The 23,566-nt window shown below is 43.3% G+C and carries 18 protein-coding genes; 2 read left to right on the forward strand and 16 right to left on the reverse strand.

Translation table 11 applies throughout. The features are described 5' to 3' along the window. Positions 1 to 84 precede the first annotated feature (84 nt). Both RAHAQ2_RS17675 and RAHAQ2_RS17680 read left to right on the forward strand, forming a co-directional pair. Positions 85 to 1,692, forward strand: coding sequence for a methyl-accepting chemotaxis protein (locus tag RAHAQ2_RS17675; protein ID WP_015698535.1), 1,608 nt, complete (start codon positions 85 to 87; stop codon positions 1,690 to 1,692). Between the two features lie 9 nt (positions 1,693 to 1,701). Beyond that, positions 1,702 to 2,715 (forward strand): substrate-binding domain-containing protein, encoded by a 1,014-nt coding sequence (locus tag RAHAQ2_RS17680; RefSeq protein ID WP_015698536.1) that lies wholly within the window; start codon positions 1,702 to 1,704, stop codon positions 2,713 to 2,715. 88 nt (positions 2,716 to 2,803) lie between these two features. Here RAHAQ2_RS17680 and RAHAQ2_RS17685 read toward each other — a convergent pair whose 3' ends face one another. The 16 genes from RAHAQ2_RS17685 to wbaP all read right to left on the reverse strand — a co-directional run bounded on the left by RAHAQ2_RS17685 (position 2,804) and on the right by wbaP (position 23,511). Continuing rightward, on the reverse strand, positions 2,804 to 3,874 hold the full coding sequence (locus tag RAHAQ2_RS17685) for a GDP-mannose 4,6-dehydratase (RefSeq protein WP_015698537.1): 1,071 nt from the start codon (positions 3,872 to 3,874) through the stop codon (positions 2,804 to 2,806). 139 nt (positions 3,875 to 4,013) lie between these two features. Then, entirely contained in the window at positions 4,014 to 5,168 is a 1,155-nt protein-coding gene (locus tag RAHAQ2_RS17690) for a glycosyltransferase family 4 protein (protein WP_015698538.1), read from the reverse strand. Positions 5,169 to 5,253: 85 nt separating this feature from the next. Next, positions 5,254 to 6,633 carry a phosphomannomutase CpsG gene (cpsG, locus tag RAHAQ2_RS17695; RefSeq protein ID WP_015698539.1) on the reverse strand — a complete coding sequence of 460 codons (1,380 nt, stop codon included), beginning with the start codon at positions 6,631 to 6,633 and terminating at the stop codon, positions 5,254 to 5,256. 14 nt (positions 6,634 to 6,647) lie between these two features. Next, positions 6,648 to 8,069, reverse strand: coding sequence for a mannose-1-phosphate guanylyltransferase/mannose-6-phosphate isomerase (locus RAHAQ2_RS17700; RefSeq protein WP_015698540.1), 1,422 nt, complete (start codon positions 8,067 to 8,069; stop codon positions 6,648 to 6,650). 118 nt (positions 8,070 to 8,187) lie between these two features. Continuing rightward, positions 8,188 to 9,177, reverse strand: coding sequence for a glycosyltransferase family 2 protein (locus RAHAQ2_RS17705; protein ID WP_015698541.1), 990 nt, complete (start codon positions 9,175 to 9,177; stop codon positions 8,188 to 8,190). Positions 9,178 to 9,185: 8 nt separating this feature from the next. Beyond that, entirely contained in the window at positions 9,186 to 10,649 is a 1,464-nt protein-coding gene (locus RAHAQ2_RS17710; RefSeq protein WP_015698542.1) for a lipopolysaccharide biosynthesis protein, read from the reverse strand. 18 nt (positions 10,650 to 10,667) lie between these two features. Next, positions 10,668 to 11,684 (reverse strand): polysaccharide pyruvyl transferase family protein, encoded by a 1,017-nt coding sequence (locus RAHAQ2_RS17715; protein WP_015698543.1) that lies wholly within the window; start codon positions 11,682 to 11,684, stop codon positions 10,668 to 10,670. 4 nt (positions 11,685 to 11,688) lie between these two features. After that, positions 11,689 to 12,927 (reverse strand): glycosyltransferase, encoded by a 1,239-nt coding sequence (locus RAHAQ2_RS17720; protein WP_015698544.1) that lies wholly within the window; start codon positions 12,925 to 12,927, stop codon positions 11,689 to 11,691. Between the two features lie 16 nt (positions 12,928 to 12,943). Next, complete coding sequence (locus RAHAQ2_RS17725) at positions 12,944 to 14,635, reverse strand: right-handed parallel beta-helix repeat-containing protein (protein ID WP_015698545.1); 1,692 nt, start codon at positions 14,633 to 14,635, stop codon at positions 12,944 to 12,946. Positions 14,636 to 14,652: 17 nt separating this feature from the next. After that, a complete protein-coding gene (locus RAHAQ2_RS17730; RefSeq protein WP_015698546.1) occupies positions 14,653 to 15,891 on the reverse strand; it encodes a hypothetical protein in 1,239 nt (412 codons plus the stop codon). Between the two features lie 75 nt (positions 15,892 to 15,966). Continuing rightward, positions 15,967 to 16,950 (reverse strand): glycosyltransferase family 4 protein, encoded by a 984-nt coding sequence (locus RAHAQ2_RS17735; protein ID WP_015698547.1) that lies wholly within the window; start codon positions 16,948 to 16,950, stop codon positions 15,967 to 15,969. A gap of 25 nt (positions 16,951 to 16,975) precedes the next feature. Further along, the gene (locus RAHAQ2_RS17740) at positions 16,976 to 18,133 is read right to left on the reverse strand and encodes a glycosyltransferase (protein ID WP_015698548.1); all 1,158 of its coding nucleotides are present in this window, start codon (positions 18,131 to 18,133) and stop codon (positions 16,976 to 16,978) included. An 80-nt stretch (positions 18,134 to 18,213) separates the two neighbouring features. After that, positions 18,214 to 20,394, reverse strand: coding sequence for a polysaccharide biosynthesis tyrosine autokinase (locus RAHAQ2_RS17745; protein WP_015698549.1), 2,181 nt, complete (start codon positions 20,392 to 20,394; stop codon positions 18,214 to 18,216). Positions 20,395 to 20,412: 18 nt separating this feature from the next. Further along, positions 20,413 to 20,847, reverse strand: a complete 435-nt coding sequence (locus RAHAQ2_RS17750; RefSeq protein WP_015698550.1) for an arsenate reductase/protein-tyrosine-phosphatase family protein — start codon at positions 20,845 to 20,847, stop codon at positions 20,413 to 20,415. A 2-nt stretch (positions 20,848 to 20,849) separates the two neighbouring features. After that, entirely contained in the window at positions 20,850 to 21,983 is a 1,134-nt protein-coding gene (locus RAHAQ2_RS17755; protein ID WP_015698551.1) for a polysaccharide export protein, read from the reverse strand. A gap of 97 nt (positions 21,984 to 22,080) precedes the next feature. Continuing rightward, positions 22,081 to 23,511, reverse strand: coding sequence for an undecaprenyl-phosphate galactose phosphotransferase WbaP (gene wbaP, locus RAHAQ2_RS17760; protein WP_015698552.1), 1,431 nt, complete (start codon positions 23,509 to 23,511; stop codon positions 22,081 to 22,083). Positions 23,512 to 23,566: the final 55 nt, after the last annotated feature.

The following is a 23,566-nucleotide window of genomic DNA, read 5'->3' on the forward strand; positions in this document are numbered from 1 at the left end:
TTACGCACCAGACTGATTGAAATGTTGTCATAAACTTAAGGTGCCTGCGCACTTTTTTAATCGCAATTTCAGGGAGTTACCTTTATGTCTTTTAAACACACTACTGTACGCACCCAGCTTACTCTGGGGTTTGGCGTTTTAGTCGTCATTGTCCTCGCCGTAGTGCTGCTCTCTATCAATTCTTTAAGCCAGGCCAATAACAGATTCAAAACCCACGTGCAGCAGGTTTCCGCCCGTGAGGCTTCAGTGAATTTAATTCTCAGTGGCGTAAAAGACAGCTCACTGAATATTTACGGGCTGGTGCTGGTCAGCGAGCCTGCTGATATCGAAGCAGGGAAAAGACAAGTGGCGGCGGCAGAAGAGAAAACCACTGCCGCGCTGACCCAGCTTCAGGCGGCAATTAAAGAACATTCAGACGTCACCGATAAGGATCGGCAATTCGTGACCGCGATTATCAATGCGGAAGAAGCTTACCGTCCGGTGGCTAAACACATTGTTGATCTCGCCCTTGATGAGAAGAAAGCCGAAGCAATTGACCGCATGAATCGCGAGTTACGGCCTCAGCTTACGCTTCTGCTGAATACCACCAATGACTATCTGAAATACAGTAACGCGCGCGCTAAAGAGAGCCTGAATACCGCACAAGACGCGTATCAACAAACCCGCCTCATTTTCATCATTATCAGCCTGGTCGCCCTGAGTCTGGCGGTCATTCTGGGCGGCATTATTATCCGTTCACTGTTCCGTGCGTTGGGTGAAGAACCGGTTGTTTTAGGTCAGGTCGTACAGCGTATTGCGGCGGGTGATCTCAGTGAAGTGACAGGCGCGAAAAAAGCCCCACAAAACAGCGTGCTGGCCGAACTGGGCGCCATGCAGGTGAAACTGCATCAGTTGATCAACCAGGTGGCTAATTCCGCAGAAAGCATTGTCAGCGCCTCAACGGAAATTACGCTGGGCAATGAGGATCTCAGCCGCCGGACTGAAGCTCAGGCTTCCTCACTGGAACAGACATCCGCCAGCATGGAGGAACTGACCGCGACGGTGAAACACAACGCCGACAACGCCCATCAGGGGAATCTGATGGCCACCAATGCGTCACAAGTGGCGCAGCGCGGCGGCGTGGTGGTAGAACGCGTCGTCAGTACCATGCATGAAATCGCAGAAAGCTCAGGCAAAGTGACACAAATCATCACGGTCATTGAAGGCATCGCTTTCCAGACCAATATTCTGGCGCTTAACGCCGCCGTTGAAGCAGCCCGCGCCGGTGAACAGGGACGGGGTTTTGCAGTGGTTGCCGGAGAAGTGCGCACACTGGCGCAGCGCAGCGCCAATGCTGCGAAAGAAATTAAGAACCTGATTAGCGAGTCTGTTGAACGGATCAATGTCGGTTCTAAGCTGGTGGATGAAGCGGGCACCACCATGATGGAAGTCGTGAATGCTGTCAAAGGCGTCAACAGCCTGATGGCTGAAATTACCCTGGCCTCAAGCGAACAGCATACGGGCATCGATCAGGTTAACAAAGCCGTGGTCAACATGGACGAGGCGACGCAGCAGAATGCCGCGTTAGTGGAAGAAAGTGCGGCGGCGGCAGACAGTTTAAAACAACAGGCCCATATCTTACTGGAGGAGATTTCTGCGTTTGATATTTCACGCGCGGGAAATCTTAATGTCACTGCAACGGCCACCCGCTAAGGTATTTAAATGAAAATTTCCTGCGTTTTTGCCGTGGCAGCAACCCTGTTTGCCCCGGCAGCCCTTGCCGCCAGCAATCAGAACATCACCATTGGCCTGATTACGAAAACCGACACCAACCCGTTCTTTTTGAAAATGAAAGAAGGCGCCATGCTGGGGGCCACCGTACACGGGGCCAAACTGCTTACCGCAGCCGGTAAAGAAGACAGCGATTATCCTTCACAGATCGTCGCGATTCAGTCCATGGTGGCCGCCGGCGCGACCACATTGCTCATTACGCCAAGCGATGCCAAAGCCATTGTGCCCGCGCTCGATGAGGTCCGGGCGAAAGGCGTACAGGTCATTGCCCTCGATTCTCCCACGGATCCGATCAGTGCCGTCGATGCCCTCTTCGCCACCGATAACTATAAAGCGGGCGAACTGATTGGTCAGTATGCGCAGGCGGCCATGCCGCTGACGTTCCCCGGACAACCTCTCAAAATAGCCATGCTGGATTTATCGCCGGGACATCTGGTAGGCGCAAGAAGGCACAACGGGTTTATGAAAGGCTTAGGTTTACCTGCGGCAGGTGCCGAATCCAGTGAACTGTCAGCCACTCCCGAAATTGTGTGTGCAGGCTATAGCGAAGGGGCAGAAAAACAAGGCTACGAGGTCATGACAAATTGCCTGAAAGCCCATCCGGACATTAATCTGGTTTACACCGTCAACGAACCGGCCGCAGCGGGAGCCTACAAAGCCTTGCAGGAGGCAGGTAAACAAAAGAATGCCATGATTCTCTCTGTGGATGGCGGGTGTGCGGGCGTAAATTACGTGCGTGAAGGCAAGATAGCTGCCACGGCCCAGCAGTATCCTTTAACGATGGCGGCGATGGGGGTTGATGCTGCCGTTGCCTATGCCAGACACGGTAAAAAGGTTTCCGGGTATGTGGATACCGGCGTCACGCTTATCGCCGATAAACCCATGCCGGGTCTGCCGAGCAAAGATACTCAGGCAGGGCTGGATGCCTGTTTTGGCGCTAAATAAACGGCTTTCCTGAAGGCAAAAAAAAACCGGAGAATGTCAGCGCATTCTCCGGCTTTTTTCGTGCATCTTCTTTTAGCAGCGACTGGCGTTATCCGTACAGTTTCAGGCGCGCCGCTTTTTTGGCGGAGGCCAGATCAGCCTGCACCATCTCAATCACCAGATCCTGTAATGAGGTTTCAGGGGCCCAGCCTAGCTGACGCCGCGCTTTTGACGGATTAACTGACACCTTGCTGACCTCCGACGGACGGATATAACGCGGATCGACGGCAACAATCACATCCCCGACTTTCAGCGCCGCAGCGACCGGGCTGATAATCGCCGAAATCACGCCTTTTTCTTCCACACCTTTACCGACAAACCGCAGTTTGATCCCCAGTTCAAGGGCCGCAAACGTCACGAACTGCCGCACCGTAAACTGCACGCCCGTGGCAATGACGAAGTCCTCCGGTTTGTCCTGCTGCAGCATCAGCCACTGCATTTTGACGTAATCTCTGGCATGCCCCCAGTCACGCAAGGCATTCAGATTGCCCAGATAAAGGCACTTCTCCAGCCCCTGAGTAATATTCGCCAGGCCGCGCGTAATTTTACGCGTCACAAAACTTTCGCTGCGCCGCGGCGACTCATGGTTAAACAGAATGCCGTTACAGGCGTACATACCGAATGTTTCCCGGTAATTCACGGCTGTCCAGAAATCACTGATCCTGGCGACGGTCTCCGAAGGCGGAAGATTAAACGTCACCATTTCATTGATGGTCATCCCGTTAACCAGCCCGCACAACGCGGAAGAGGAAGCATGATAATAACGGGTTGTACGCTCCAGCCCCTGCGAACGGATGGCCTCGAGCATTCTCAGCGCGCTGATCCCGGCCACGGAATACGCAGAATGGGTGGCCGTCTCACTGGTGATATCCAGATTATAAATTTCGTCCGGGCGAATTAACGCCAGCAAGCCCGGCAAATCTAAAATTTCACCCCAGCCATAATGATGAATATGAAAATCAGAATTGTTTGCCTGTAAATCATCACAGACAGATTCAGTAGCGGGTAACGGGCCATGCAGAATAATCCCATGGACTGTATAGCCTTTTTTAAGCAAAAGCTCAGTCAGATAAGATCCGTCCTGCCCGGTGATATTGGTAATAAGAGCGACCTTAGACATAGTAAACCCTTTGATTACAATTTAAAAACGCATCCGGACAGATGCACGATTATAATTGCAAGGTTATGTTGAGTAAGATGAATCGCAGAATAAACAGTCAACGACAGAAAAATGAACAATATTATAAATGATTAAAGCATTAATAAACGATGCGTTTTCGTTCGTTAAAGTCATGCCATTTTGTTTTGATATACTCATCCAGCTCATCATGAAATCTTTGCGCAGAAAACTTTAAAGCGTTTTCGCGGCAGTCCCGCGGCAGGATGGAGTCTTTAATTTTATCAAAGTGATGCACAGCCTGAATCAGTGATTCCGCCGTTTGTTCTGCGAAAAACACCCCGGTGGCATTAGATTCACCATAAGGTCTGATGGTCTCCAGCACGCCGCCTTTGCCAAAGGCAATCACCGGCGTCCCGCTGGCTTGTGCTTCGACCGGCGTAATCCCGAAGTCCTCTTCAGCAGCAAAAACAAACGCCCGGGTGCGCCGCATGTAATCCTGCATCACCTCGTCAGGCTGATAGCCCAGTATTTCGATATTGCTGCCCGCTCTGGATTTTATTTTCGTCATTTCAGAGCCGTCACCGATCACCACCAGTTTCTTATCCGGCATCTGGCTGAATGCTTCAACAATCAGATCGATACGCTTATAAGGCACCATGCGTGAGGCAGTAAAATAGAAGTCTTCTTTATTCTCCTGCAAAGTAAAACGCTCTACATCAACAGGAGGATAAATAACATCCGCATCCCGGCCATAGACCTTCTTAATTCGCCGGGCAATAAACTGGGAGTTAGCGATAAAGTGATCCACGCCATTAGCGGTCCGGTAATCCCAGATCCTGATTTTATGCAGGAACCAGCGGGCCAGTTTACCTTTCAGGCCCTTATTCAGCCCCGCCTCACGCAAATACTGGTGCTGAAAATCCCAGGCATAGCGGATCGGAGAATGTACATAACTGATGTGCAATTGATCAGGACCGGTCAGTACGCCTTTGGCGACGGCATGACTGCTGGAAAGTACAATGTCATGCCCCGTCACATCAAGTTGCTCGATAGCCAGCGGCATTAAAGGCAGATACTGCTGATATTTCTTTTTCGCAAAAGGTAACCGCTGGATAAAAGAGGTCGTCGCTTCTTTTCCATAGAACTTCTTCCGGGATTCATCAGAAAGAAAATCGACAACAGAATAAACATCAGCCTGCGGGTATAATTTAATAAATTCTGCGATAACTTTTTCGGACCCCGCAAATGTCACTAACCAGTCAGCAACAATCCCTACACTCACATCATGTGACATAATTTAAACCTTATAAAATGAAAAGTGAGCAACACCAACCCGCAGCGAGTTATTATCACTCACTTAAATAAGATATTTTTAATCGTTACATACTACGAAGGATAGAAAGAATTCTTCTGGTTTGTTCCTGCATTAATTTTGTATTTGCGCGGGATTCAACGTTTAAGCGTACAACAGGTTCTGTGTTAGAACTGCGGAGATTGAAACGCCATTCGTCAAACTCAAGACTGATCCCGTCAGTATGATCGACGTTAACCGCCTCACCTTCATACATGGCTAATACACGAGCAATGGATTCTTTCGGCTGCTGCAAATAGCTGTTGATTTCGCCGGATGCGGGATAGGCAGTGATCCGGTCATTAATCAGCTGACGAAGAGATTTGCCTTTCAGATGCAATAATTCAGCGACCAGCAACCAGGGGATCATCCCGCTGTCGCAATAATAGAAATCGCGGAAGTAATGATGGGCGCTCATCTCACCGCCATAGACCGCATCTTCCTGGCGCATACGTTCTTTAATAAATGCATGGCCGGTTTTTGACATCACAGGCACGCCGCCTGCACCGGTGACAATATCAATGGTATTCCAGCTCAGACGCGGGTCGTGGATAATTCTTGAGTTGGGATATTTCTCGAGAAAAGCATCGGCAAGCAGACCGACGATATAATACCCTTCGATAAAATTACCGGCATCATCGAAGAGAAAACATCTGTCAAAATCGCCGTCAAAAGCGATCCCCATATCGGCTTTGTGCTTAATGATGGCATCCGTCGTGTCCTGACGGCACTCCGGCAATAACGGGTTAGGAATACCGTTCGGGAAGGTGCCGTCGGCCTCGTGGTGAACTTTGATAAATTCAACCGGTACTCCGGCTGCAATAAAGCGCTGTTCGATGGCATCGACAACATGACCGGCCGCACCATTACCCGAGTTAAACACCAGTTTTAAAGGCCGGGTAAAATTCTCAAAATTGATAAAGCTGAGCAGCTTATCAACATACTCATCCAGCACAGAGGCTTTCTCGTAACTGCCACGCTTAGCCTGATCGACCGGTGGAAAATTATTAGCCTCCGCCAGCGCCTGAATATCGCGTAAACCGGTATCGCCGCTGATCGGACGGGAATCTTCACGGACCAGTTTCATGCCGTTGTAATTCATAGGATTATGGCTGGCGGTTACTTCTATGCCGCCATCGAGGGACAGATAAGACGTTGCAAAATAGATTTCTTCCGTACCGGTCACGCCGATATCCACAACGTCAGTTCCCGCATCCTGCAAACCTTTCGCCAGCGCAAGTTTTAATGCTTCGCTGGTTAAACGGACATCGCCACCTAATACCATTTTGTGTGGTTTTAAATATTCCCCGTATGCACGCCCGATGCGATAGGCAATATCTTCATTTAATTCGACGTCTAATTCACCGCGGATATCGTAAGCTTTAAAGCAAGTTAATGTACCTGACATATTTCATCCCCAAATTAACAGCGACCATAGTGATCTTTTATACGGATAATATCGTCATCTTCCAGATAGGATCCCGACTGGATTTCCAGAAGTTCCAGAGGAATTTTTCCCGGGTTCTCTAACATATGCTGAGCACCAATAGGGATAAACGTGGATTCATTTTCACTGAGCAGATAATTTTTATCTTCGAGAATAACCCTGGCGGTGCCCGACAGAATGACCCAATGCTCCGCACGGTGATGATGCATTTGTAATGAGAACTGTCCGCCCGGTTTAACGGTGATGCGGTTTACATGATAACGGGGGGCAGTCACGACATTATCGTTACGGCCCCACGGGCGATAGGATTCGCGGTGCAAACGATATTCCCGCCTTTTATTACTCTTCAGATATTCGACGACTTTTTTAACGTCCTGCACCTGGTTTTTATCAATCACTAAAACGGCATCTTTCGTATTGACGATAACCAGATTATCCACACCAATAGCGGCCACCAATTTCTCATCGGTGTTGATATAACAATTCTTCGCATTATGGGTAAACACATCGCCATTGACGGCATTCCCTTCGGCGTTTTTATCATTCACTTCCCAAAGAGCCGACCAGGAACCCACATCATTCCAGCCCGCATCTAACGGAACAACAATCGCATCGGTGGTTTTTTCCATGACGGCATAATCTACAGACTCATCCGGACAGGAAAGAAATGCTGTTTTATCTACACGGATAAAATCTTGTTGCTCATCAGTATGCGAGGTTTCAATCGCTTTCTGACAGGCTTCGAGTATGTCCGGCCTGAATTTCGCCATCTCTTCAAGAAAACGTCTGGCGCGGAACAAAAACATGCCGCTGTTCCAGTAATACTCACCGCTTTCCAGATATTGCAATGCGGTCTCAAGATTTGGTTTCTCGACAAAACGCTGCACCCGAAAAACAGAATCGGCATCACTGCTGAATTCTGTTCCCCGCTGTATATAACCGTAGCCGGTTTCAGGACCTGTCGGCACGATACCGAACGTGACCAGTTTCCCCTGCTCAGCGAACGGAATAGCATTCTGCACGGCCTGATGGAAGGCCTCCGGAGACTCGATAACATGGTCGGCTGCAAGCACTAACAATAACGGGTCAAAACCGTTGCCGATGGCACTGAGTGCAGCCAGGGTAATCGCCGGCGCCGTATTGCGCCCGACAGGTTCAAGAATAATATTATCGGAGAGCTGGTTTATTTGTCGCAATTGTTCGGCAACAAGAAAACGATGCTCTTCATTACAGATAACCAGCGGTGCAGAAACGTCCAGCCCTTTTAAACGGGTGACCGTTTCCTGCAACATTGAATTATCACCATACAAACGAAGAAATTGTTTTGGATAAAGCTCACGAGACATTGGCCACAAACGGCTACCGGTGCCGCCAGCCATGATTACTGGAAGGATCATAGTTTTCGTCTCAAAAATAAAAGAGTTAAATAAGATTAAACCACCGAATAAAACCACTCAGTGCGCAGAGGAATAACGTACACATCATTCAGCAGAGTACAGAGGGATATGAAAATCACTATGCTTTTATTTTAAAAGCAGTCTTAAGCATAAAATAAAACAAATAGGGGGAAATTTTAATAAGTGAAATGGCGGAGAGTTTTTTCAAACTGAGCGATTTCGATAATTTAGGAACATAAGAGAGATCAATAGAGCGCCTGATATCAATAACATCTTTTAAGGGCGCGCCATATCTGACGGCATTAATAAAGACCATTAAAATCACCAGATAACTGTGCTTTGCCCACTTTACTTTATCAGTTTCAGAGATAATAAGCGGCGATACCAGTGTTTTTGTTCGGTTCAGATATTCCAGGCGATTTAATATTTTTAGGTAAGATTGTTTAGTTAGTGACGAAGCATGCTGAATATAATGATATTTTCGTTCATTACCGAAAGAGATGCTTGCTCCGTTAACAAACATTTTCATAATCACTTCATAATCTTCAAAAACGGTCAATGTCGTATCAAACCGAATACCATCAAACAAGTCGCGTTTAAATATTTTGTGCCACAAATATCCCGTTACCTTGCCCTCCAGCATGGAAAAAACAGCATTTTTACCTTGTAAAATGGTACCGGACGTAAAATCATTTGTTTTGCCAACGGGTATACCCGATGGATCTTCAGAAAAATACAGGCACTGCCCCATACTGGTATTATTTTTCGTCATAATTTCGATCAGGTAACTGACAAAATCAGGCTCAAGATAATCATCTGAATCTAAGAAACAAATAAAGTCGCCGGAAGCGTTATCAACCAGTGTATTTCTCCCAAAAGAAACCCCCTGATTGACCTTATTGTTAATGACCTTGTGCTGGATATATTCAAACTCTGCAAAAAAAGAGCTGACAATTTGTCGCGATGAATCTTTTGAGCAATCATCGACGATAACTATTTCAACATTTGAATATGTCTGCTCTGCCACTGACTGAAGCGCTTTTCTGAGAAACTTTTCTGAATTATAGACTGGAATTAAGATACTCACTAAGGATGAGTTTTTTTCCATAATCTCATTTATCCTCTCTGAATAATTTTTCTTGCAAGAGAAGAAATCATTGTTCTCTTACTCACTGAGGAGAAAGTAAAAATTAACGCGAAATAAATTACTGCGCCAATACCTATTTTTATAATTAACCCAAACCAGGACTCACTCAGGACAGCGTATTGTTGCAGGGCCATGAGTATCATGCACATCAGAACAGAACAAATAACGGGCGTGATCAACTCTTTGACATATTGTTTAAACGTTAAATTCAACAGCGTCAGGGCACACCATGCCGAAATAGGATACAACAGCACAGTTCGAATGGAGAAGACGAGAGCCGTAGCGATAAGTCCAAATCTTACGAAGAAATAAAAAGCCACCACATTAGTAATCGCGTAAACCAATGTCAGCCGTGCCTGCCATTCAGGCTTATCTCTGGCAAACATCACTGAATGATTATAATAGCCAATTGAAGTGACAAAACCGACAGCGCTGACAATTTGCATAATGGGGACAGAATTCATCCACTTATGCCCTAAAAGTAAAAAAGTAATATCATGGGATAATGATGCAAGCCCCACAAAAGCAGGCGCAGTGACAAGCACTGTTAAATACGTCGCCTGCAAATACTTCTTACCAAACTCATTAATATCATTTTTATAACGGCTGAATGCAGGCAGTGAAACACGCATTAAGGCCGATGCCAGAACCAGATTCAATGTATTAACAATACGTTTCCCTGCAGAGTAAATCCCGGCTGCGGCACTCCCCAGGAAATAAGTTATGAAGAAAACATCGCTATTCTGATTTGCAAAGTTAGTGACATTGCTCAACGCGACATGCTTTGAAAATCCCAGTGATTCCTTCATTGATTCTCTGGAAATTTTCATTCTGGGCTTCCAGGGTGTCGCCACCCACAGCGCTACCAGTGAAATCAAAGATGTCACAACTTGCTGCACAACTAAACTGGCGACGGCGAAGCCATTGTAGGCCATGACTACCCCGACAATACCGCCGATAGAAATCGACGTCATAGAACGTATCGCTAACGGGCGAAACATCATATTATGCGACAGCCAGGCTTCATGAGTACGACTCAGACCGCTCACCAGAATAATAACGCCAGTGCCGCGGATCACATTGGCTAATTGCGGCACGTTCATATACGCCTCAATAAAAGGAGCGGCGAAAAAAACAATCAGAAAAGCGGGAACAGATAAAGAAAAACACAAAAAAAGAGCAGAGTTATAATCGACTTCAGAAGGCGATTTTTTCCTGACAATTGAAGTGGCAATACTATCAAAGATAACGCTTTTGAAAAATTGAGTTACCAATAAAGAAATACTTAACATGCCATATATACTGGGCGTTAAAATCTTAGCAAGTACAATAAATATAACAAACGTAATGACCTGAGACGCAGTATTATCCAGAATAGACCAGATTGCACCAGAAAGAATGGTGGGTCTGCGGGCGTTTTCTTGAGATTTCAAGGTTACATCCTTTACATATCACTTGCATTTTGAAAGTATATCAACACCAGCCAGCAGACGTTCTACATTATTAGTAAACTGATTATCTTCACTCAAAAAACCAGGCTGCTTCCTGGCAGCTAAAAGGATATTGGCTGCGTTATCGATAAAGCGATTATCAAGATTTAATTTAGCGGTTTGTTCAATAACCTGCATGCCTTTATTAGGGATCCGATATAAAGCAAGACGCATCATGTCATGATAATGAGGCCACCATTTTTTATTTTTCAGCTCACGCTGCTTTTTAAAATAACTCACGGCATATTCGACATCGGCATCAGGTAAATGGTATTTCTCGCCATAAACATATAAGCACTTATCACGCATACACTCACGCAATGAGCTACTCCCCAGCACTGTCGGCCTGTAGGGTTGTTTGATGGTTTGTGTCCAGTCCAGCCATTTAAATGTATTGATTTGAGAGGATGTGATTAAAGGAACCCACGGTACACGCAGCGCATCGGCAATAATGGCCGCATGCATGGCATCCGCCAGTACCAGTTTGGCATTTCGGATTTTTTGAATAACGGTCTTCGCATCCGACTGTGGATTCACAAATTCAACCCCGGCCTGCTGACAAACCTTTTCCCACTGCCCCGTGACGAGCGCATGGTGATGCGGAACAAAAATCACCCCCTTGCGCTCAGCTTCTGACAGAGGTTTAAACTCGGCGAGCGTGTTTAACAGCGCGGCGCCATCGGTAATAAACTTATCTTTCGGCAATCCCAAAATTTCAGCACTGAGCGGCCCCCTGACACACAGCGTTTCCCACGAACTGTCACCAAAGTTGGCCGGTGGATAGCCATAACCCACCCCGCTCGAGAAGACATACCACTTTTTAGCAGGCGGCATGGCGGAGGTAATAATGGTGCCAATACCGGATACCCTTACGTCCTCATTGTCATCAAAAAAGCCGGGAAGTAGTGCATCCCAAATCCATGCGTTAAGATCATCCCCAAAATTTCCATGCGCAGATTTATAATAGTAAATTTTCAATTTATCACCGGTTAATATGTAAAGGCTGGTCGAGTAGAATATTTAACATCCTGGAATACGATTTATCCTGATCAAATTCGTTATCAATTTTTTGCTTTGCATTACGGCAAATATCCGGCAACAGACCGGGATTATCGATTATTTCGCAGACGACACCCGCAATGCTGGCGGCATCATTTTCATTGACCAGAAAACCAGACACCCGATCCTCAATGAGTTCGGGTATCCCGCTATGAAACGTCGATATTACGGGTATACCTATTGCCATTGCTTCCATCAATGCAACCGGGATACCTTCCATATCACCATCTGCCGCCGTGACAGAAGGGAGTAAAAACACATCCGAGTTATTTAAATATTCAGAGACAGTTTCTTGCGTCTGCGCACCTAAAAAGGCAATTTTGTCACTCAGTCCAAGACTGGCGACCTGAGACTCAAGTTCTTTACGCAGCGGACCATCCCCGATAATGGTGTAATCAAAGTCAACGTTTTGCTGTTTTAATAACAGGCAGGCATTAATAGCGACTGAAATGCCTTTTTTCTCTGTGAGTCTGGCTATAGAGAGTAGTTTTATTGGATGATTAAGATTGGGTCTGGGTTTGAATGGGAATCTGTTTACAGCAATACCCATTCTTATTACATGAATATTATTGTCATGACCTGACATTGATTTTATTTTATTAGCCCACAACTGACTGACGGGGAAAATAAAATCTGCGCTATTAAATAACTTTAGATAATCATCATGAAATAAATTTAGAATACGGGCTTGAGAAATATCATTACCATGAAAAACGGCGGCTAATTTCCCTCTAAGAAAACCCAGATTCCTTAACTGATTAGCCAGAGCAGCCGTGGTGCCAAAATGTGAAATAATGACATCAGACTCAATTTTTTTTTCATTCCTGGAGAGGATCTGAGGAAGTAAGAGTGTCTTTGCGTAATAACCGTATTTTTTAACATTAATACTTTTAACGGCCGAATAATTGAAGACCGCAGGGGCGAGGGATTTTATCCGCCCAAATACCCTGGAAAATTTTCCATGCGGTTCACTTTTAAGCAGATATTGTGTTTTATCCAACAAGTCAAATTCTTTAATGACTTTATGTTCTATGCCCGAATCGCCGGGAAAAACAGAAGCAATTCTAACATCACATCCCTGATTAATGAAATAGGCTATCTGATTGAGTATAAATGTTTCCGATAACACAGGAAATTTATACACAAAAAACAATACTTTCATAGCGCCTCTTTATTTTTTAATAAAATCCATCTTTTATAACTAAGAAATATTTATTATCAGATTTTAATTGTGAATTTTTTACAGAAAACAACGATCTGTTTTTTAAATTAGGATTGAAAATATTATCTTTAATTACCGGCTGCTTTGTCAGATTTCGTCCAGTCACTACAAATGCATACGCTGAAAAACCAGTAAATGTATTCTTTTGCATCTCAACTTCATCAGAACTCCCGTGCCCGGAATTTATTGTGAATATCGCACTATTCCTGTTCCCAGCGCTAAGTACGTTGATCTCATTGGAAGTCATACTTAAACTATTAAAGTTCTGAAATAAAGTGCTATTAACATTATATTTATCAGAGTGATAGATGAATTTATTATCGGTAAAAACAACTTTATTTAAGCCATTTAGCATACCCATATCATTTGAAAAAGACTCAAACTTGTTATTCTTAAATATAATAACAGCATCACTTTTATTACTGGCCCTGGAAGCAAAACACCTCATCGATTTATTTAAAGAATTTTGTGCAGTAATATTGTTATTTTCAAAAATAATAGGACCAATCAAATGAGGATCAAGATTACCGTAAATCATGCATGCGCCGACATCTTTCAAATAATTTATTTTTTTGGTACCCGCACGATTCAGATAATCCCCAGCCCTGACAACGATATTGTTCTTATGAGTCAGGTTTCCCATTGGGATGTTAAATCTCTTCAACTCAGGTCCTGTCGCAAAAACGGCCAATTCACCATTTGTGCAGAACTTTATGGTATTACCATCTGAAATGCAGTTATTACCTCCCTCCCAGTCAAGACCCACATCAGAGCAATCATGGATGAGATTTTTTGCCGCATATACATTTTGAGCACACGCGCTCCATATTCCACCTTTTACCTGTGATATTTGATTTTCATTTATTTTTATGTTTTTAGAAAGCCACAACTGAATACCATGATATGAGGTTGAAATACTATTCCCCGCATAAACACAATTTTTACTCATATAATCTAAAATGGCTTGGCCTTTGCCATTAGAAATCCGGCAGTTTTTAACCGTGACATTCGTTTTCTTTTCTATTAGAAAACCATTATTTCTAAAACCACCACCATTAATAATAACCCTATCAATATCGCAGTTATTACCTACTTCTAAAGTTTGCCCTTGATTATTTTGGCTTCGTTCCGGATCGTGATTAACATCGCTGGTCGCGTAAATTACCGCTCCGTCAGAAGCTGACAGACGAGTATCATCAGCTAACCTGGCCATACCACGCGTGAAAATACTCACGTCGATAATTTTATCAAGTTTGCATTTCAAGAAATCCTTGAAAGCCATTGTATTATCCCCGGGTTTTCCATCCATACCATAATCGCTGGCACGAATTTTGTTGCCCGCTACAACACGTTTTATCCGTTCGCCACTGCTATTAATAAAGCAATATCCTCCATCATCAGGACTTTGCTTATCTGCGAGGTCAACTTTGAATGTCCCACCACCTTTCCCAGACCCATTAGAGTATTCAGCCAGATAAATTATCTGCCCTTCCTTGACTGAACTCAGATTGCGTAATGCGGTGACGTCGGCACATTTTATGTCGGCGCTACTGTCAGTTTGACTGGCAAATACTCGCTCCAGTCCCCCTAACACTGGGTAACATAACGCAAATTTTATCAATCCTCTTCGATTTACACCCGCAGACATAAGTTATGGCCTCTGGTTTAACGTTCTGACTGTAAAAAGTAGTTATGTTTTGATATTAAGCATAGCAATGCCAGGAAGAAAGGGAACAATGCATTTACAGGGAAAACCACTTCTAGCGGGAGGTTAATGCCGCCAATAAACACAGCAAGGCAGAAAGTCAGAGCACAAAGCCCCAGGATATAAGTCGGATCATTTTTGATATATCTGAAATGTTTCTTATATGATTTCAAATGTTGGCTAAACCGGTAAAGAATAGTGATGACCATTCCATACATAGCCAAAGTAACTATTATTCCAAAATTCAATAAAATATTGACGTAGGCACTTTCTGCAATCCAGCCTGGTGGATTAAACCCCAGAACATCAGGAATACCTATATTGCTTAACGCACTAAATAAATTAGCATGCTGATCAATTGAACCTTGTTTAGTAGAAAGGATATTCTGCAGAATAGGTAACTGAGACAATAACATAATACCAATTACGCCAAAAACAAGCGAGAACCATGCTGTTACCAGTTTAGTAAAGCTAACAGGCATGCTAAGAGTCATCACAACAACAATCGACAGCATCACTGACGCCATGCCGGTAAAACTTATGGTCAATAATAAATTAATGGCATATAAAAGATAAAATATTGTTTTCTTATATCCATAGTAAGACATACCAACAAAATAAAGGGCAGCCAAAAGAAAAGCATAACCATTAGGATCATCTTGTAATGAACCAAACCGTACCGAAACACTTCCCGCATAGGCAAGTGCAGGTAATCTGTTAAAAAAGTAGAACAATAAATATTGAATTAAATCATAAAATAAGAAAATCCAGGCGGAAACTTTTACTATATTATATATTTTATTAAAAAGTTTCTCACGGTCATACTGGCCTATCAACATAAATATAAATACTGGGAAAAAGCATACTGATTCAAATGCATAAGCATCTCGTGATAGAACAGTAACAGACATGGCATATAAGCAAAACAGCATTGACAAAATAATATAAATAGAATCATTTTTTCTGTCTTGTCGCACTGCAACAGAAACACCATAGGGCTTTACTTTGTACTTATACATTGCCAAAACAAAAATCATTAAACCAAAAGTGGCGAAAATAATAATATACTTCCCGCTTGATAGCCAAAGAGGGGTATCAGAATAAGTTGGTGATGTCCTTGCATTGTTTATTCTAAATATATACCTGTAAAAATTATAATAAAATACGGTGAAAAGATAAAAATAAACCAACTTAATCATAATATTCTCTGGTATTCATCATGATGGTAAGGAAATAATTAATGATTCTTCGGTTAGCCTGTGAACGCCTCAATGTTAAATCGCTGATATAGCATCTTTAATCTTATTAACTGTTTTATCCCATGTGTATAATTTCACATGTTCCAAACCTTTCTCGATCATATGCTGTCTCAATTCAATATCTAAAAACAACTTACTGATTGAGTCCGCAATATCAGCAACATTTGTTGGGTCAACCAGTATTGATGCATCGCCTGCAATTTCCCCCAATGAAGTTGTACTGGATGCAATTGTTGGAACACCGCAAGCCATCGCCTCAATAACCGGAAGTCCGAACCCTTCATAAAGAGAAGGCATAATGAGTCCCGTGGCGCCGCGATAGTAAGAAGGTAGTTCATCATCTCGTATGAAACCGGTAAATTTCACACGATCGTTAAGGTTGAGTTGGCTGATAAGATCGGACAATTCAGGTGTCGTATTTCCGGATAACAATAATACGGTATCACGACCCGTATTAGCCTGCGCAAAAGCCTGTATCAGGCGCACTTCATTTTTATGGGCCTTCCTGTTACTGACACAAAAAAGATACCTGTAACCCGGGGTATACGGTTTTACATGGGGAGAAAAATCATTGGAAACACCGTTACCCACAACGACTACTTTAGATTTTTCCACGCCTGACCATTCGACGATTCTATTTTTAGAAAACTCAGAAACAGTAAAGATAACTAATGCTTTTTTACAGCCTCTTTTGAGAATTATATTATAATAAATCCTTTTGAGCAGACTCGAGTTACCAGGCATATCTATATGATTTAAATCGTGTATCGTGATGATAGATCGACCTGCTGCAACATAAGGAGCATTGAATCCCGGAGTAAAAAAAATGTTCTGATTAAATATAAGCGCCCGGGCCGTAATTAAGACATCAAAAATACTGGTCGGCTTTATTTTAGAATTTAAATAGCTATTAAACTTTAATCTTTTGGTAATCTCTGTGGAAAAACGTCCGATGCCATGACTTCCTTCCCAACGCTGGTCATAAGTAATTTTTTTCACCAATCCCCCTTTTACCTATAAATCTTCACATGAGTAACTCAGACCATTTATTTATTATATTTTCCGTTCTGAACTCTTGTAATTTGAAGTTGAATTCAATTTCGCCTTTCACAAACTTATTGATTATCTGAACCAGCCCGGTTTCATCATCAAATAAAAAATCTTTATTATCTGTCAATAACTCTGGGATCCCACCGACCTTTTTTCCAGCGACAGGAACATGTCTGCCCATGCTTTCAATCAAAACACGTCCAAAGGGTTCGTTCCATTTAGAGGGGACAATCAGCAAATCAACACTATCGAGAAAATCATTTGCATTTCTGTTACCCAAAAAATGACATTTTACTCCGAAGGAATTCGCCAATACTTTCAATTCTTCTATATACTCTTCATCGCCAGTTCCTGCTACGTGAACCTCAATCTTACCTTTCAGTTCTGCACTAATTCTGGCAAGTGCATTGAAGATAATATCAATACCTTTCGTTTTATGTACTCGTCCCAAATAACCTATTTTAATCGTGCCCTGCTTAAAACCATCATAAAGTCGCTGGTCAATAACAGTTCCAAGGCAGATATTGTATATGACATGTTTTTTAGCTGCTGAGAAATATCCGTATTTAAGATGTTCATCAACAACAAAATGACTAATACCTATAACATCATCAACATATTTCGAATTGTGTTTTTTTGGTAGAGTGATAGTTTCACAAAGTTTACACCTGGAATTGCAATTATCTTCTTTAAACATATTTGCATTAGGGCAAAGTAGTGAGTAACTTCTTAATATATGCACAGTTCTTATTTTATTACTTTTTGCAACTTTCCATATTATAGATGAAATATCCTCGATGGTGCTGGTAATCAATACGTCTGGTTTTACCTCAGCAAGGATTTTCTTTAATTCACCTTCAATAAATATATTATTTGAATCAATCAGATGCCAGGCAATTTTTTTTACCGGCCCAGCATCTGCATTCTTGAAAGACCAATAAACATTTTTATATTTTATTCTATGAACTAATACTCCCTCAACGTTTTCTTTTTTATTACTGTCACTGATTGTCAGTACGGTGACATCAAAACCTAGTTTAACCAGAGTTTCAGAGAGTGTTTTGGTCGATATTTCACCGCCCCCTGCAATGTCAGGATAGTAAGCTCTGCATGCTATTAATATTTTCTTCATTACTCGAGACCTACCTCTTATATTGAAATGCAAGCATTGCTCAATAAAAATGAATTTCATTTAACAGCTTGCATAAGAGATCATGCACGGGGATTTTTATTATCTGAATAATCGTATCCATAATGGTTGTAGCCATAACCATAATAGCTGCTGGCTTTTTTAATTATCCCATTGAGGATGCAACCTTTAATCGTGACACCACTTTGCTCAAATCGTCTCGCACTTACTTCAATTTCTTTAATGGTATTTTGTTCAAATCGGGCAACAAGAAGTGTTGTCCCGGCATGACGTCCAATGATAGCGGCATCTGTAACGGCCAGGATAGGTGGTGTATCAATAATAACCAGGTCATACTTAGCTGAAGCCCAGTTAAGCAATTCCTGGAATCTTGCGTGCATCAACAATTCTGCTGGATTTGGCGCTACCTGTCCACGGGAGATAAAATCGAAGTTGGCACTTTTGATGTTCTTTACACCGCTTTCAAAGCTTATGCTTGATGAAATCAGATCTGAAAGCCCCATTTCATGTCCAACTTTAAGCATCTTATGGGCAATACCTTTGCGCATATCTCCATCAATTAATAATATTTTTTTATCTGCCTGAGCCATGACAGCAGCCAGGTTTGCACTGACAAAAGATTTACCCGCTCTTGGGCTTGGCCCTGATATCATTAATATATTATTGGTGGCTTCGAGCATAGCGAAATGTAAACTTGTCCTCAAACTTCGCAGCGCTTCGATTGAAATATCAGCAGGGTTATCTACTGCAAGGAAACTGGTATTATCTTTATTTTTACCTTTAACCTTTTTCCCAGTGTTTATTACTGAGTTTTTCAACAGCCAATCTGAGCTTGGGATACTGGCATAAACGCTGATACCCAGATTTTCAAGCTGTTCAGGGGATTCAATACCTCTATGGAAAAATGCCTTGAACAGGATTACACCAACAGCGATAAAGCCACCCAAAATAAAACTTATTGCGACAATTAATCCTTTTTTAGGCTTAACTGGGATTGGATCTGTAACGGCGTGGTCAATAATCCTTACATTACCTATTGCACTCGATTTTGCTATTTCCAGCTCTTGCTGGCGATTTAATAATTGCATATAAACAGCTCTGCCAGAATCAACATCCCTGCTCAACCGCACGACTTCCTGCTGGGTAGACGGCATAGCTGAAACTTGCTGATTCAGACTCAAACGGTTTTTCTCGAGAACTTTTCTCTTTTCCAACAATGCCTTGTATTTAGGGTTGTCTTTCGTATAGAGCTGTGATATTTCAGCTTCACTGAATGTTAGTTGGTTGAGTTGGTTATCAACATTCACAATCTGATCTAATACAGATTTTGCTTCTAAAGAGAGATCTATTGAATCTTGTTTCCTGCGATATGCATTGAGTTTATCTTCAGCAACGTCAAGGTCTGAACGCACCTGGGGCAATTGTGATTGCAAAAATTCCAGACTTTTAGCATCTTGCGCTGCTTGTCTGGCGATATTTTGTGCCAGATAGTTTTGAGTAATACGATTGAGAATCGCTGATATTTGTGCACGATCTTCACCCGTCAGAGTCAGTGTTAACATACCTGAATCTTTACCCTGGTCCACGACCAGAAGATTTTTTTGCAATTTCTCAATCGCGCTCAATTTACTCTGATAATTAATGGTAAAAGAAGTACCTGGTTCCGCAACTATCTCATCGACGAGTATCGTTACCTCAGGTTTTTCTAATACCTTCCCTGTTTGTCCGGAAAATGAGAAAGATTTTCCTTCGACTTTGAAATTATTTTTATCGATAACCGTTAAGGTCACTTCTTGCTTGTCATTCCCAATTTGGGGAATATACAGTTTTGTGACTTTAAGAGTTCCCGTTTTTGCACCTGTCAGACGGGCCCATCCTTGTCCGAAAACAGGAAAGTAGTTTTGTTGGATCTGAGCCTGTAAATTGAGATCATCAACGGTTTTCCCCAGGATCATACGCGATTGTATTAGCGCTATCTCCGGTTCTGATTGCGGTTGAGCTTCAGGAAGAACCTGACTCAGGTTTTCCAGCAATACATTCCCTTGCTTTTGCTCGACTTGTACTAAAGCATCCGCCTGAAAAACAGGGGTTGAAAAGAGAACATATAAAATAGCAATAATCGTGAATATCCCGGTGATGCTAATAATCAATTTTTTATGATCTAAAAGCTCACCAATAATCAGGCTCAGTTCAATTTCATCTGAGTCAGGAACAGTAGGTTTTTTTGTGAATGCCGATGTCATGCAATAATTTCCTGAAGGTTATCCATTTAGTTTTTCAACCCAGCGAAGGCAGGCTTGCTCAATAAGTTGATACACATATTCGAATGCCTCATGGCTCTTACGGTAAGGGTCCGGAATTTCTTTCTGTTCTAACCAATATCCCAAAAGAAAAACCTTACCTCTTGCTTCTGGTGATACGCCGCTAATAAATTCGATATGAGACTTTTCCATTACCAGAATCAGGTCATATTTCCGACCAAGTGATGACTTGAATTGAGTTCCTTTATGCCCGTCAAGAGATACTCCATGTTCCTGCGCTACAGCGATAGCCGATGCATCTGCTTCATGGTCCACTAAAGCGGCAATACCTGCCGAGTCTATTTTCTTCTCTGGAATTAATTTCCGTAACAATCGTTCAGCAAGAGGGGAACGGCATATATTGCCGGTACATACAACCAGGACGGAGTCAAACATAGTTAGTTCCAGTTATGGATATAACGAACCGCTTCGATCGTATTATGTACACCGGAGATGGTCGGGACGATTTGAGATATCACACGATTCCAGCGAACAACCGGCGCGGCTGTGACATAAACGATATCGTAGGGTTGCAATTGGAATTCGGTACTCATTACCATTGCGGAAGCATCTTTAGCATTCAGCTGATAGATATTGGCAATTTTTCCTTGTTTATTCCCCTTAATCTGGCGGATAACAAATATCCCGGACGCATCGGACATCACCTGCGAAACCCCGTCAGCATTCCCTAAGGCTTCTGCCAGCGTCATGCCACTGCGATCCATTTTGAGCGTGCTCTGTTTCCCGACTTCCCCCATGACGAATACTTTCAGATCATCATTCCGCGGTACGTAGAGAATATCACCCGGATAGAGCAACTGGTTTTGGGTTAAATCCCCTTTCTGCATCAGCGCTTCCAGGGAGATGCGGCGATCCTGCCCGTTATGGGTTAATACGACATTGCGCCAGTCTGCGTCCGGTGCAAGTCCGCCCGCGGCATTGATGGCATCAATGACAGTAAGAGGGATATTGGTAATCGGCTGCTGGCTCGATTTCACGACCTCGCCACTGACATACACTTTTTGCGAGCGGAATGACGCGACGCTGACATCTACCTGCGGGCTTTCTATATATTTTGCCAGGCGATTACTGATCTCCTCCCGAACCTGAGAGACCGTTTTCCCGGCCACGGCGACTTTACCGATGTAGGGGTAAAATATCGTGCCGTCGGTGTTTACCCAGTTACCCGTATCGCTGGCGCTGCGGTACTGGCCTGCCGGCGTCGTCAGTTCAGGATGGTCCCACACAGTAACCATCAGCACATCACCGGAACCGATACGGTATTGGTAGTTTTGCAGTTGCATATCCAGCTCAGGGTTTGGCCGTGCCTGAACAGTGTCAGGGCGCAGTTGATCCACCAGACCTGGCGTCATCGGGTAAACGTTCACTAATTTATCAATGTCATAATTGCTATCAGTAGGTTGAACAACGTCTTTGTCCATTGTACTTAACGACTGCCCTGGAATAACCGTACATCCGCTCAGTAACAAAGCCCCGAATAATGCAGAAATCTTAAACGTTTTATTTTTCATAAAATCCATATCATGTGGTTCAACAGAAATTGATGTTGGCCATGACGCTAATGACTAGCAGCCAATACATGAGGGTGATGCATTATTTAAATGACTGTTAATAAGCACCGTCTTTTCTAAGCACAACACTTACCGTTTTAAATAAGATGGCAATGTCATTCCACATCGACCAGTTTTTTACATACCAGGCGTCAAGATAGACGCGGGTCTCGTAATCCACATCACTGCGACCACTTACCTGCCATAATCCGGTCATTCCCGGTTTGCTCAGCAAGTAATAATCCACCTCATCACTGTAACGCTCCAGTTCAGCGTTAATAATAGGCCTCGGACCAACAAGGCTCATCTCTCCTTTTAATACATTAAATAACTGCGGCAATTCATCCATGCTGGTTTTACGTAATAAATGTCCGATGCGCGTAATACGTGGATCGTTTTTCAGCTTAAATGTCTCATCCCACTCGGCACGCGCTTCAGGGTTATTTGCCAGCAATTCTTCAAGCACTTCTTTGGAATTAATGACCATTGAGCGGAATTTCAGGCATTTGAAAGGACGACCGCCTTTACCAATACGCTCGTGGCCATAAATCGCCGGGCCGCCATCTTTCCTCACTTTGTAGCTGATATACAGCAACAGCGGAGAGAGTATGGCAATAATACCCAGTGAAGCCGCAATATCGAAAGCACGTTTCAGGAAGCGTGATGACCATTTGGCCAGGTTCTGATGAACACGTAAGATCATCACTTCATGGCTGAAAATAAACGACATATCCGTGCTGTCGAGCGGCATACCGCGCAGGGTCGGGATCACAGAGACATACCGGTAGCCGTGGATCATAAACATCCGTAGCCAGTAATTGCGGATATCACCCTGGTGTGATTCCACGGCAACAATAAACTGCGTTTTTTTGTCGCACGGGGTTAATAACCACAGGTCATCGCAGAATATGATCGGGATGCCATTAATACTGTCGCCCGGTTTATCCGTCGGTTCACTGGATATAAATCCGGTGACATTTAGCCCGAGATTCTTCTCGCTTTGAATCGCTTTGAAGGCCTCATGGGCATTTTTACCGGTGCCGATAATAATCGCATCACGTCGCCAGATCCCCAGAACCGTTAATATGTGTTTAGTCATCATGCGGGCACAAGGGACAAGTATCAGCACCAGCAACCAGGTGAGGATCCACATATAGCGTGAGAAATTCCACTCGGCGAAAGCCATTACGGCAATCTCAATGACGGCAAAAATGACCAGCGTACGCAGGATTTCTTTCAGTTCAAACCAGAAGGTCTTACGGTAATAATAATGCCGTAAACGTATTGAGAACCAGCCAACACAGCAAAATGCCAGCGTCCAGTGTAATAAAATAAGGGCAGTAACATGTTCAGCGGGAATATAGTCATCAAACTCGCTGAGCATGAATCTTAATAATATTTTAGCGACATAAATCGACAGCACAAAACTGAAAAAATCCGAAAGAGCAAGGAACAGGCTTGAGTAAAAATTTCTGGTGAGAAATGTCATATTTCCCTCACAACAAGTATCGAAAATAATTATTACCTGAGGACATCAGGTTAAT

This window comes from Rahnella aquatilis CIP 78.65 = ATCC 33071, from assembly GCF_000241955.1.
In the GTDB taxonomy this organism is placed as follows: Bacteria; Pseudomonadota; Gammaproteobacteria; order Enterobacterales; family Enterobacteriaceae; genus Rahnella; species Rahnella aquatilis.